This is a genomic window from Methanosarcina vacuolata Z-761 (genome assembly GCF_000969905.1).
Classification (GTDB): Archaea; Halobacteriota; Methanosarcinia; order Methanosarcinales; family Methanosarcinaceae; genus Methanosarcina; species Methanosarcina vacuolata.
Window position 1 is genome coordinate 3513088 of the sequence record NZ_CP009520.1, and the last position, 13159, is coordinate 3526246.

12 protein-coding genes are annotated in these 13159 nt (G+C 42.0%); 5 read left to right on the top strand and 7 right to left on the bottom strand.

Going from position 1 to position 13159, the window contains the following annotated elements:
• Positions 1-15: 15 nt before the first annotated feature.
• The 7 genes from MSVAZ_RS14485 to priS form a co-directional block, all read right to left on the bottom strand.
• On the bottom strand, positions 16-786 hold the full coding sequence (locus MSVAZ_RS14485) for a proteasome assembly chaperone family protein (RefSeq protein ID WP_048122085.1): 771 nt from the start codon (positions 784-786) through the stop codon (positions 16-18).
• Positions 787-795: 9 nt separating this feature from the next.
• Positions 796-951 carry an RNA-protein complex protein Nop10 gene (locus tag MSVAZ_RS19710; RefSeq protein ID WP_082091151.1) on the bottom strand — a complete coding sequence of 52 codons (156 nt, stop codon included), beginning with the start codon at positions 949-951 and terminating at the stop codon, positions 796-798.
• Positions 952-957: 6 nt separating this feature from the next.
• Positions 958-1764: a translation initiation factor IF-2 subunit alpha gene (locus MSVAZ_RS14490; protein ID WP_048122087.1), complete on the bottom strand. Its 807-nt coding sequence runs from the start codon at positions 1762-1764 to the stop codon at positions 958-960.
• A gap of 73 nt (positions 1765-1837) precedes the next feature.
• Positions 1838-2026, bottom strand: coding sequence for a 30S ribosomal protein S27e (locus MSVAZ_RS14495; RefSeq protein ID WP_011306561.1), 189 nt, complete (start codon positions 2024-2026; stop codon positions 1838-1840).
• Positions 2027-2032: 6 nt separating this feature from the next.
• The gene (locus MSVAZ_RS14500; protein WP_048122089.1) at positions 2033-2311 is read right to left on the bottom strand and encodes a 50S ribosomal protein L44e; all 279 of its coding nucleotides are present in this window, start codon (positions 2309-2311) and stop codon (positions 2033-2035) included.
• 495 nt (positions 2312-2806) lie between these two features.
• Entirely contained in the window at positions 2807-3529 is a 723-nt protein-coding gene (locus tag MSVAZ_RS14505) for a DNA replication complex subunit Gins51 (protein WP_048122091.1), read from the bottom strand.
• Positions 3495-4739 (bottom strand): DNA primase catalytic subunit PriS, encoded by a 1245-nt coding sequence (gene priS, locus MSVAZ_RS14510; RefSeq protein WP_048122094.1) that lies wholly within the window; start codon positions 4737-4739, stop codon positions 3495-3497. Before priS ends, MSVAZ_RS14505 begins: the two co-directional genes overlap by 35 nt.
• An 853-nt stretch (positions 4740-5592) precedes the next feature.
• Between priS and MSVAZ_RS14515 the strand changes: the two genes are divergently transcribed.
• The 5 genes from MSVAZ_RS14515 to MSVAZ_RS14535 all read left to right on the top strand — a co-directional run bounded on the left by MSVAZ_RS14515 (position 5593) and on the right by MSVAZ_RS14535 (position 12650).
• The gene (locus MSVAZ_RS14515) at positions 5593-6408 is read left to right on the top strand and encodes a formylglycine-generating enzyme family protein (protein ID WP_232316116.1); all 816 of its coding nucleotides are present in this window, start codon (positions 5593-5595) and stop codon (positions 6406-6408) included.
• A gap of 484 nt (positions 6409-6892) precedes the next feature.
• Positions 6893-7207, top strand: coding sequence for a hypothetical protein (locus tag MSVAZ_RS14520; RefSeq protein ID WP_048122098.1), 315 nt, complete (start codon positions 6893-6895; stop codon positions 7205-7207).
• Positions 7208-7223: 16 nt separating this feature from the next.
• Positions 7224-8987: an SUMF1/EgtB/PvdO family nonheme iron enzyme gene (locus tag MSVAZ_RS19715; protein WP_082091152.1), complete on the top strand. Its 1764-nt coding sequence runs from the start codon at positions 7224-7226 to the stop codon at positions 8985-8987.
• A gap of 196 nt (positions 8988-9183) precedes the next feature.
• Positions 9184-11601, top strand: a complete 2418-nt coding sequence (rqcH, locus tag MSVAZ_RS14530; protein WP_232316117.1) for a ribosome rescue protein RqcH — start codon at positions 9184-9186, stop codon at positions 11599-11601.
• Positions 11598-12650 (top strand): mRNA surveillance protein pelota, encoded by a 1053-nt coding sequence (locus MSVAZ_RS14535; RefSeq protein ID WP_048122103.1) that lies wholly within the window; start codon positions 11598-11600, stop codon positions 12648-12650. The genes rqcH and MSVAZ_RS14535 overlap by 4 nt, the downstream gene beginning before the upstream one ends.
• The last annotated feature ends 509 nt before the right edge of the window (positions 12651-13159 follow it).

Consider the following 13159-nt stretch of genomic DNA (forward strand, 5'->3'; position numbering starts at 1 on the left):
ATCTCTAAGGCCATATCATCCTATATAGCGCAGGTCTTCTTCGGTAGGTTTGACTTCCTGGATTGTCTGCTGCTCTTCTTTTTCCTTTAGCTTCTCAAGGATGCTTTCCATTTCCTCGGCCTTTTTCTCAAGAGACTCCATATTCACTTCAATTCCAAACATTTTACAGAGTACTTTTAGAAGAGACTGGGCGCTTTTAGGGTCCATTAAATATCCTGGGGTCATACCCATAAGGCAGGCAGCATCAATACCTCGCATCTTGCTGAAAGCCACAAGCAGGCCCGACGCTCCAACTATGCCTCCGCTAGGTTCGGATTCCCTGAACTCTACCCCATACTCTTTGATCTCTTCGATCATTTTCGTGTTATTGGCGACCCCAAGAACAGTTTCCTCATAGGTCAATTTGCCTGTGGGATACCCTCCGAGCGTGTAAATCTTCTTCACTCCAAACTCTTCTGCAATGTCAAGATAAAGCGAACAGAGTTCATAATGTCCCTGTGAAGTTGTACTTTGATGATCTCCCACAAGGAAAAGGATGTCATTCTCCTTTGCTTTTGCGTAGTATATAGTGTTGCTTACCGGACGAACCGTACAGTCTTTATTGACCAGGACCTGAGGTGGAAAATGCGGAGAATAAACTTCTACTATTTTTTCAGCCCCAAGTTCGTCTACCAGATGCTCTGCCACTAGCTTGCCTACGAGTCCTACTCCTGGAAGTCCCACTACAAGGATTGGAGTTTTGAATTCAAGATTTTCTTTCAGGCGGACAAGTGTACTTTGTTGCATAACAATTCCTTATCCTTTCTTTGACATTCTGCGGTACCTGCCATAAGGGTCCTGAGGAGAAAAGCGAGCCGGAATTGGGGAGAAAGTTTTTCCTCCACAACCCGGACAAATTTCCCTTAAAGTGTACCTGCCGCAATTTTTGCATTTGCGGATCTTTTGTCCCAAAGGGTATCACGCCTTTGCTGATTCGATATGCCGCTTGAAGGTCCCATGTCCGCCAAGTTTAGTAATACTATCGACTGCTGTCTGGGCAGATTTTTTAAGGACTGATTCAGCTTTCTTGTAATCAGGAGCAATTACCTTAATTCGGTATCTTGGAGCCCCTGTGTAACTTATTTCGAGCCTTATGTCTTTTTCATCAGCATCATTGATAGAATTTGCAGCACTGAGAGCCTGCTTTATGACTTCTATGCCGTTTGGAAGATTACAGGTCAGATCCACATAGCCTGCAATGTCTACAAAAGGCAGTTTGATGTTTTCCCCTGCGATTTTGATTATACTCTTTAAATATTTCTTATTGACTTTAATTCCTTTGAAGGCTCTCTCCCCTTCAATGGCAGCTTCTTCAAAGGCTAAATATGCACTTCCGAACTCTTCTACGAGTTTTTCGTGCAACTCTTGCAGAGTACTCTCATCGGTTTTTGTCTCTTCAGCCACGAACTGGAGCCATTTGGCGGCTTTTTGTTCATTTTTCCATTCCTGGATTTTAGCGCGCCTCTGGTGCTCGTTTACATCTTTCAATGAAAGGTCGATGTGGCCGCGGGAAGGGTCCACGTTAAGAACCTTGCAGACTATCTTCTGCCCTTCCCTTACGTAGTCCCTGACGTACTTGACCCAGCCTGCTTTTATTTCGGAGATGTGGATAAAACCTTCTCTCCCTCCGAACTCCTCAAGCTCGACATAGGCTCCGAAATCCGTCACATTCTTTACAGTACAGACAACAAATTCTCCGACTTCGGGCCAGTTATCGTTTCCCATTCGTACCACTTCTCAAATTTTATATTTTTATTACCTGTTACTCTAATGCTATAAAGCGCTTTTACCTGTCCGGTTATTCAAGCACTTCCAGAATGTGAGTAGTAATTGTCGATTTTCCACCGGTTGGTTCGGCAAGGGTCCTTCCACAGACAACGCAGGTGATTTTACGGCTGGCACTCCCGAATATAATCTGTTCGTTTTCGCAGTCGTTGCACTTTACGCGCAGGAACCTGCTTTTTGGCCTCTGGATATAATCTACCATTTTATCTTACTCCTTGAACTCAAACTTCTTTGCCCTGAAACAGGGTCTCTGGTGGGCTTTTTTACATACTGTACAGCGGTATCTGAGCCAGATGCGCTTTGTGGGTTTATCGCCACCGGGCACCTTGGAGAATTTTCCACTGTTTCCTATGCCTTGCTGTCTATCCTTCTGTCTTGCAATGTGAGTCATGGATGAAGCCTGACCCTTCTTGACCCTTTCAACCACGATTTCCTGATGGGTTTTACAGTAAGGGCAATAAGTCCTGAACTTCTTTGGAATCCTCATTCTTTACACCTTTTTAATGATTATTGGTATTCAGCTTGCCTTCTCCGTCTTTTGCGGAAAGGCACTATTACTCATATGGAATAATACGTATGGCGTTACGTATGGCGTTTAGATCCTGGGAAGATCTTATTTGGGAAGCCTTTGATTGGATGAACTTGATATTTTTCAGACCTCTTTCGGTCTTGATATTATGATTGGAAATCTTCTATCAAGGCGAGGTCACAGAGTTTACCAGGTTAAGCTACTACTAGTTTTTGCTCAAGCTTTTTCTTAAAACGCTGTGCTAAGAAGGTTAAGCTAGTTTTTGCTCAAACTTTTTCTTAATAAGCCTGGTACTAACAAGGTTAAGGTACACAAATATAGCTACACATATAAATACTCATACTATTACCTGATAGGCTTTCCGGCCTTCATGGCTTAGTTTAGAATCTCCAACACTTTAAACTGCCTTCCATCTTCTTTCTCAAGCCAAAACAAGCTGTAAATCTCAGGAAATTAATTTTCTCCAGGAAATGAGTCTTTTCCCGAGTCTTCCTGTCCGACAATCAGTTTAGCTGCATTCCGCCTTATCAGCCCTGTAGCATTGAGCTGCGGCAAAACAACGACTTCTTCTGCACTGACAGTATAATTCCGGCCGTCTGCGCCTGTGAAGGTAGGCAGATCCTTCAGTATTCGGACAACAACGTATTCCTCATTTATATTGTTTTTGTCTGGGACTAATCCTGTTTCCCCTCTGGCTGCAATGCCAGGAATTCCCATTTTTGCATCTGTTTTCCCCTTAAAACCGGCAGGAATTTGTCTTTCCACAATTTCAGGCCAGACTGCAGTATTCTCGGAACCAGGGTAAAGAATAGGACCTAAGAGTTCGGTTTTTGCGGCTTTAATTTCTTGCAGTACAAGATCATAAAGCTTCTTTTCTACAGGAAGTAATTTTTCTATGTCTTTTGAAATAGGTTTATTCGCATTAGACTGAATTGTTGCCCTGGTTATAACCTTTCCTATCCGTTTCATGAAGATAGTCTCAAGGTCCGAAAGTGCTCTTTCATGCTCGTCGTGAAGCATTTTGAACTCAGGAGAACGGGAATTGTCAACTTTTTTAATATCCTCTTCAAGTTTCCGGACATATTTCTCAGCCTCCAGGTAAAAATCAGCTGGAATTGTCTTTAATGTCTGGTTTTTTTCCTTATACAGGACCTGGCTGATTTCTTCTATGTCCATACTCAGCAACACCTCTACAAATTAAATACACTGCTGCATACTCAGGAATCTCCTGTATGCCCTCTTCTACTTTTAAGTCCTTGCCCTTTAACTGAACTGAAAAAGGTTTTAAAACCGTTACCTTTACCGGTCTTTCGCCAAAGACAACAGCATCGGTAAGTGGGTCAAACTTCTCTAACTCGGATAAGGCAAGTTTCTTTACCAGCATCCCTGATCCGCCGTGTAATGAACCCGGCACCCGGATCAAACGTTTGATGTCTGCAGTCACTGGTTCGTCGACACTGGCCCCGAATCTGTGCAGGAAATCTTCGACAGACTCTCTCATAAAATAGGCAGCAATATCTTTAAAGTTTCTGACGTCAAAGTCAAGCCGTCCTTTCTCCAGGATATCCTTTAAGCCATTTTCGCTATTTGTAAGACTGATTAGCTTTTTTACTGCAGTATCCCCGACTTTCTCATACCTGCGAAGTTCGGGAAACATATCTTTTTTGTACCTTTTCCCGCATTCAGCTTTCATATAATCCGTAAGATAAAGCGCAATCCTTCTTCCCCAGCCTGAATCATATCCCACAAGTGTGCATTTAAAAGGCACGTTTTTCATTCCTTTAAATGTCTTTGAGCCGGTCCCGAATTCTCCATCCATAGCAACTTCCCTGAAAAAATATTTAAAGTCAAGGTCTCTCCCGCTGAGATAATTCACGATTTCCCTTCTTTCAGCACTTCCAAGCTTCAGGACTTTTGGGCTTCTGACATGGAAATGATACCCTCTTCCTCCGGAGAATACCAGCTCAATCTCCTGTTCCGAAAACCCGAAATCATCTAAAAGGAAGTCCATGAGCTTGAAACTTTCCTTCTTTACAAGCTCCAGCATATCCGCGTAGTTTCTCGGGGCATCTGGAAGGTGGTCTGCATCAAGGTCAAAAATCAATTCTGCCCCTAGCCAGTTCTTCTCATTCATTTTCCGCGCATCGGGATATTCGTAATACGCAGTTGAATTGTAAACATGCGCAGGAGCCATGCCGTAAAGATAGTCAAGAGCTTCTCCGGGTGAGCCGAACGCCTTGTGCCTGTGCATCATCTTATCAGGCATATCGTCAAAGAAGATAAAAGCCCACTCCCTGTTAGGCAGGTGGTCAGGAAGACCTATTTCGGCATTTTTGTAATATTTCTGAAAGCGAGTTTTCAAAAAGCGGGCAGTTCGATTATCCATGATTTCAGGGCTTCTGGAGTTTTGGATCTTAATTTATGGATTCTTATGAGAGGTGTAGATTAGAGACTCTGACAAGATTATGGTTTATGGATTTTGACCAGAATTATGGTTTATAGATTCTGACAAGATTATGGTTTATGGATTCTGATTAGGAGCATAGATTAGGGATTCTGACCAGAATTACGGTTTAGTAACTCTAATCAAGGGTATGGTTTAAGAATCTGAATAGGTCTTGTTCAATGATTTCGATCAGGAGTTTTAATTAAGTTTTTGGTTTGGGACTTTTTAACTTTGATAGCATTTATCTAAGAGAGTCTGGCTGGTTTTTTTCTATGATAGATCAATCTCATATTTTACTTTTGGTTATATGAGTTTTTTTAAAAACGTTTAACAGTCAATTTAAATTTAGATACTTTTCTTTATTGCGATGGGATACATAAAGACTCATTGTCCAGGTGTTTTTGGCAGTAAGGTTCACTCTCAACTTGAACAACAATGTGCAACAACATTATAATAGAGTTCCAGAATCTAACAATAAAAGCTAAAAACAAAACTGAAATAGGTAAGCTGAAAATAAGCTGAAAATAAACTGAAAACAAGCTGAAAACAAAGATTAACAAGCTGAAAACAAAAATTAATAAGTAAAAATTAAAATTCGAAGTTGACAAATATGAATTGAATTATAGCTGGGAAATTGTACTGAAAAATGAAAATTGACAAATCGGAATTTAAAAACGAAAAGTAGTAAGAATTAAAAATGAAGATAGACAATCAATAATCGAAAATAGCAATTAATAAGTAAAATCGTAATTCATAAGTAAAAAACTGACAGATAAAAAAATATCCATAGGGAGTGGGGCTTTTGGGAAATAAATTGAATATCAAGACTTACATTAATACAATTCGATACTACCTGAAAACTGAAGAAACTGAAGAGTCGTCTATCCTTGAACTGGCTGATGATACTGAAACCTTTGTCAGTCCTTTTACAGGTATGCAATTTGCACTGATCCCGGCCGGCGAATTCGAGATGGGATCACCTTTAGAAGAGAAGGACAGATCAGATTCCGAGTCTCCAGTTCATAAAGTAAAAATTAATAACTCTTTTTATTTGGGTAAATCCGCTGTCACGCAAAAACAGTGGAAAAAGATAATGGGCAACAACCCTTCATACTGCAAGGGTGAAGACCACCCTGTTGAGATGATTTCCTGGAACGAAGCTCAGGAGTTTGTCATAAAGCTGAATGAAATGGAAGGAACTGACAAATACCGCTTACCCTCAGAAGCCGAATGGGAATACGCCTGCCGCGCCGGCACACAAACAAGGTGTTTCTTTGGTGAGGATGAGGCAAAACTTGATGAATACGTCTGGCATGCTGGAAATTCAGGAGATAAGACTCACGTAATTGGCTGCAAAAAACCAAATCCCTGGGGACTTTACGATATTAACGGAAATGTATGGGAATGGGTACAGGACGAGTGGCATGAAAATTACAACGGTGCTCCTTCGGATGGGAGTGCGTGGGAAGATGGAAGTAACTCTGGTAAGATTTCTCGTGGGTGCAGCTGGCTCTGCGAGACCGGGTTATGCCGTTCAGCGGGCCGTTTCAAGCGCAAAACTGAAAGTCGGCTTGCCAATCTCGGGTTCCGTCTGTTGAAGGAATTATAACTTTCCTCTTTTAAGGGAATTATAACTTTCTTCTTAAGGGAATTGTGATTTTCTTCTTTAAGGGAACTATAACTTTGGCTCTTCGTCATTTCCTATGGATAAGATGATTTTCACTTCAAGACCGTATTGTTTTTAATGAGTACAGTATGAGAATATCCACACAAAACAACGAAGAGCCGTAACTTTCTTCTTAAAGGAACTAGACCTTCCTTCTTTTACTCAAGTAAGCTTAAACATTGAATTGTCTGTAAAATTTTCGAAGAACTTTCCCTTTTTTGCAAGCTTGTTATTTATTATTGAACAAAAATCTTAAATCATATATTCTCTAAAGAAAAACTAAGTCTTAGATTGTGGAACAGTTGGTGGTAGAATACAGCAAGTTCTCGATAAATCTAATTTCTCTATCGTACTCACCTCTGAAGGCATTGAAATTTTTTCGGAATATTGGCAGGAGCAGTGCTGTCAGCTATATAGTTCAATTTGCATGAATATACCTGATGGCTGGATAGAACCTTTAAAATCCGATTGTTCTGAAGGAGATAAAGCTGATCTAACAACCATTTTCAGCACACTTGCAGTTTTCGGCATAACTGGAAAGGTCTTTGCAGAGATAATTCTTGAAGCAATGAAAAACTGGCTAGAATATAGGCCAACTGCTGAAATTGAACTAAAATACCCTGACGGAAGTACGGTTAAGATTTCAAAGTTGCCTCTTAATAAATTATCTAAGTTTTTTGAAGAAAACCCGCAGCTATCAGTCTTTGAAGGTCTGAGTTATTTCATGAACTCTAATAAATAAAGTGTGTGTTAGCGTCATGACTGGAAAAAGAGTCGGGCTTGTTATTGGAAATAATTATCCAGATTCCGATAAAAAATTGAGGTTTGCAGTAGCTGATGCTCTCGCAATGAAGGAGGTTCTGCTGAATAAAGATATTTGTGGGTTTGACGAAGTTATTGATCTGGTCGATCGAACAAGTAAGGAAGCTCTTGTTGAAGTCGAAAAGATTCTTAAAAGGGTAGATAGCAATCTTGTTTTTATCTATTTTTCTGGTCATGGGAAAAAAGACTTTGAAAATGATTTATGTCTTCTATTCAATGATACAGAAGAGGACACCTTAATGGCAACCTCATTAACTTTTGATTTTATTAACAAATGCAGGCGCTATCCTTCTCGAAAATCTGTAATCATAATCCTTGACTGCTGTTACAGCGGTGCTGCCGGAACAAGGGATACTTCTGATGTGATTGAAGCCTTGAAAAAACATTCCGGTTCAGGAACAATTATTCTTACTTCAACCGGGTTGACAGGTTCTCCTGCTGCAAGAGAAGAAAAAAAGTTCGGGCACGGAGTTTTTACTAATTATTTGATAGAAGGACTGGAGAAAGGTTACGCTGATAAAGGCAATGGTTACATATCCATTGAGGAGTTGTACGACTACGCTTTTGAAAAGACAAAATCTGAGGGGTACCAATCTCCAAAGAAGGAAGGGAACATAGAAGGGTCGATATTTATCGGCAGGAATCCTCAAAAGATAAGGGAAAATGAATACAATTTAAAGAAAAGTAAACTTCTAAGTGAATATATTAGAACACTTCACCCCCTCATACTAAATGAATCTCTTACAGTCTTGAGAAAAGCCTATGATGTGCCTCCTTCTCTTGAGTCGGTTGAAGAAACTATGTACGATCTGCTTAATTCACTATTGAAAAGTGAGCTTCAACCTGATAATTATAGCGATGCAGTACAGCATCTTAAGGGAATAAGTACAGGTTCTGATAGCTCTCAAAATATGAACAACGTTGGTAAATCGAATACTGCCGTTTCAATAAGTGAAAATAAAGAGCCTCCTGTGAACTCTGAAGAACCTAATATTCCCAAAACCTTCACCAGCCCTTCTACAGGTATGGAATTCGTACTGATCCCAGCAGGTGAGTTCATGATGGGGTCGCATTCTCTCGAAAAGGGTAGGTTTGATGATGAAGATCCAGCTCACAAAGTAACAATTGGATATTCCTTTTATATGGGTAAATATCCAGTTACTCAAAAACAGTGGAAAAAAGTTATGGGTGATAATCCTTCAACCTTTAAAGGTGAAAGTCGGCCTGTGGAAAGCATCTTTTGGGAAGATGTTCAAGAATTTATTAAAAAATTGAATAAAAATGAAGGTGCTAGTAAATATCGTTTACCATCGGAAGCTGAATGGGAGTATTGCTGCAGAGCCAGTACACAAACAAGGTATTTTTTTGGTGACAATGAGTCAAAGCTTGATGAATATGCGTGGTATGATGATAACTCAGGTTCTGAGACTCATCCAGTTGGTCAGAAAAAATCTAATAAGTGGGGTCTTTATGATATTGTTGGGAATGTTTGGGAATGGGTTCAAGATAAATGGCATCACAACTACCTCGTTACTCCTTCTGATGGTAGTGCATGGGAAGATGACTATAGCTCCTCACATGTAGTCCGGGGTGGCAGTTGGAGCTACCCTGCCAGACGCTGCCGTTCGGCAGATCGCCGCAGGAACTTACCTGAGAGCTGTAAGAGCGACATAGGCTTTCGTCTCTTGAAGAAACTGTAACCACCTTCTCCATTATCCCTTTACAACTAACGCCCTGACGATCCAAATTTTATTTATAAAGCTAAGTTCGAGCTCGAAGCGTGCGAAGCCGCCGAGCCTGAGTGCTGAGCCGCTTCACTTTACATCTAATTTCACTAAATTCTTCAGTAATGCTTATACCAAAAGCCTCTATTATATCCACTTCATGAAACAGGATATGTCAAGCGCCGACGTTGCTGCAGTTGTTGCCGAGCTGTCAGGAGGTCCCAAATCCATTATTGATGCGAAAATCGGGAAGATCTATCAGCCCACGAATGAGGAAATTCGCATCAACCTTTACGTTTTTCACCAGGGCAGGGACAACCTGGTTATTGAGGCTGGGAAGCGCATTCATCTAAGCAAATACCTCAGGGCAAGCCCAACGCTTCCCCAGGCTTTTCCGATGCTGCTTAGAAAATACCTGATGGGAGGCAGGATTACATCTGTTGAGCAGCATGAGTTTGACAGGATAGTGAAAATCGGAATTGAAAGAGCTGGAGTCCATAATACTCTTATTGTGGAACTTTTCGCCCCGGGGAACATACTTATTGTCGATTCGGAAAACAGGATTATTCTGCCTATGAATCCTGTAACCATGAAGGATAGGCGTCTGAGGAGTGGAGAAATTTACGAACTGCCTGAGGCACAGATAAGTCCTCTCAAGGTTAAGGTTTCTGACCTTATGAAGGAGTTTTCCACGTCTTCGGCTGATATCGTCAGGACGGTTGCCACAAGGTTCAATCTGGGAGGAGTTCTGGCAGAAGAAGTCTGTGCCAGGGCAGGAATTGACAAAGCGAAGCCTTCAAAGGAAGCAACTGAAGAAGATGCATCCAGGCTCTGCAATGCAATGCACGATCTCTTTTCTCCGCTTTTGAGGGTAGGAACCGGAGATAAAGAACTCGAAGAAGCTGAAGCCGAGACTGAACTTAAATCAGAGATAGAGCCTAAGCCAGAAACTGAACTTAAATCAGAAATCGAGTCTAAACCAGAAACCGAACTTAAATCAGAGATCGAGTTCAAACCAGAAACCGAACTTAAACCTGAAGCCGGAGTTGAAAGTGAGGCTCCCAAGCTCAGGCCTCAGCATGTGAAAAAGGAAATCAATGGAAAGCTGGAAACTTTCGATGTGCTTCCTTTTGACCTTATTCGCTATTCAGGATTTGAAAAAGAGTATTTTGATTCTTTTAACACGGCACTTGATGAATTTTTTGGAAAAAAGGCGCTTGAGCAGGTCGAAGAAGTAAAGGCAGCTCAGAAAAAGGAAAAAACCCTTGGCGTTTATGAACGGCGGCTTCTTCAGCAGGAAGGGAGCCTTACAAAGTTCGAAAAAGAAATCGAGAAAAATAATACTCTTGCCGAGACTGTCTACGCAAACTACCAGGTTATTGAAGAGCTTCTTTCCGTGCTCAACAGCGCAAGGTCAAAGGGGTACTCCTGGGACGAGATCCGCTCCATTCTGAAGCATGCTAAAAAGACCGTGCCTTCTGCGCAGAAAATCACAAATATTGACCCAAGAACCGGGACTATAGCTGTGAACCTTGACGGGAAGAGTATTAGTGTTGACATCCGCAAGACAGTGCCGCAGAATGCTCAGGAGTATTATGAAAAGGTCAAGAAATTTAGTAAGAAAAGAGATGGAGCTCTCAAAGCTATCGAAGATACCAGGATGGCTATCGAGAAAAAGGCTGTGGCAAAGGCTGCAAAGGCAGGACGGAAGCTCCAGGCGTCCAGGAAAAAGCACTGGTATGACAGGTTCAGGTGGTTTGTGTCCTCGGACGGCTTCTTTGTTGTGGGAGGCAGGGATGCAGATACCAACGAAGATATTTTTAAGAAATACCTGGAAAAGAGAGACCTTGTCTTCCATACCCAGACTCCGGGTGCTCCTCTCACAGTTATCAAGACCGGCGGGGAAGAGGTTCCTGAATCTACCTTACAGGAAGCGGCACAGTTTGCTGTATCTTATTCCAGCCTCTGGAAAGCAGGGCATTTCAGTGGAGATTGCTACTGGGTTAAAGCCGAACAGGTCAGTAAAACTCCAGAATCAGGAGAATATGTGAAAAAAGGAGCTTTTATCATCCGTGGGGAGCGCAATTACTTTAAGGACATTCCTCTCGGCGTTGCAGTCGGGCTTGAACTCAAAGGCGAGACGAGGGTTATAGGTGGACCTGTTTCTGCTGTCAGAAAACATGGGGATTATATCCTCGAAATTGTCCCTGGGGCTTTTAACCAGAATGATATCTCTAAAAAGATCTACAGGATTTATGCCGATGAACTCAATGATCCCCGTTTTGTGAAGCAGATTGCCTCTCCTGACCAGATCGCTATGATGGTCCCGCCCGGAGAATCGGACTTAAAGAGCCAGAAGCCGAAAAGGAAGGGAGAAAGGATCGAGGGGGAAGGCGAGGAACATGAGGATTCGGAAGTTGAGGACGGACCCGAAGATAACGAAGAAGAACTTGAAAAGGAATTCGGAAAAAACTTTGGAAAGGGAACTGAAGACGAATCCAGGGAACAACTCGCCAACGAAGACACAGAAACGAAAACCGGGGAAGGAATGGAAGAGGAAATTGAAATGCATGGAGTGAAAAAGGCATGAGAGTTACAAACCGTTCCCTTAAGGGAAGGGAAGGGGAGATTGCAGTAACAGCCGAAACCCTCGATGACCTCTGGCACCTAAAATATATAATCGAAAAGGGGGACCTGGTCTTTGCGGTTACCAAACGGAAAGCCGATTCGGCAAGTGACAAAATCCGCCCTGAAAAGGTTGAGAAGGTAAAGGTCAGGCTTGGGATCAGGATTGACGATATCGAGTTTCACAAGTTTGCGAACCGTCTCAGGGTTCATGGGATGATAGAGCGTGGAATGGATGTGGGTTCTTATCATACTCTCAATGTCGAGATCGGAACCAATCTTTCTATCATCAAGGAACACTGGAAGAATGACCAGCTCCAGCGTATCCAGGATGCTGAAGAAGCTTCGAAGCGCCCTAAAGTCGTTATAGTCGCAATAGAAGAAGGTGATGCCGATATTGGCTTTGTGCATCACTACGGAATAGAGATCTATTCTCATATCCGGCAGTCCTCTGGTAAACGAGAAACTGGCTTGAGGAACGAGTTTTTCAGAGAAGTTGTAGAACAGCTAAGGCATGCTGTTCCAGAGGAAGCATCAATAGTTATTGCCGGACCCGGGTTTACTAAAGAGGATTTCATAAAATATTTTCAGGAAACCGAACCTGCTATGGCCTCAAAAGCCCTGATTGAAGATACTTCCATGATAGGAATGTCCGGCTTTCAGGAAGTTCTGCGCAGAGGTGCAGTTGACCGTATTATGCAGGAATCCCGTATAGCTCGTGAATCTGCTCTGATGGAAGACCTTATCCGTGAGATCTCAATGGACGGCAAAGCTGCCTACGGCCTTGCCGATGTTAAGAACGCCCTTAATTACGGAGCTGTCGAAACTCTGCTTGTTGCCGATGAAACCCTCCGTGAAGGGCGGGAAAAAGGAGAGGATATCGACAAACTTCTAATGGAAGTTGAACAGTCCCAGGGAAAGGTTATTGTTTTCAGTACAGACTTTGAGCCCGGAGAAAAGCTTCATAAACTGGGAGGAATCGCAGCTCTGCTTCGTTTCAAGGTGACAGGCTGATTTTCGGTCAAGACTTTGTGTAAAAGGGTTGTAGCTCTGCTTCGTTTCAAAGTGACAGGCTGATTTTCGGTCAAGACTTTGTGTAAAAGGGTTGCGACTCTGCTTCGTTTCAAGGTGACAGGTTGAGTTTCGGTCAAGACTTTGTGTAAAAGGGTTGCAGCTCTGCTTCGTTTTAAGGTGACAGGTTGAGTTAATCAAACGAGCCATCCAGGAGTATGGCAATTTAATTATTGAGCATGGTATTTGATAGCCTCTCTTCAATAAATAGCGATTTAGAGTTAATATGTGGCCAATAACTAAATTTTCAAGACTCATTTTAATTATTACATTCTTTTGACCCAGTGCTCTCATCGTTTCTTTCATGTTTATAAGAGCCCTGAGTTTCTCCAACTACTGTTGAACCTATAAAATTTACAGCCCCTGTAGATCTGACAAATCTTAATACAAAGCTATTTATAATATTACTAGGAAATAGGATTCCGTATTCCTTTAAAGGATGTTAAATAAAC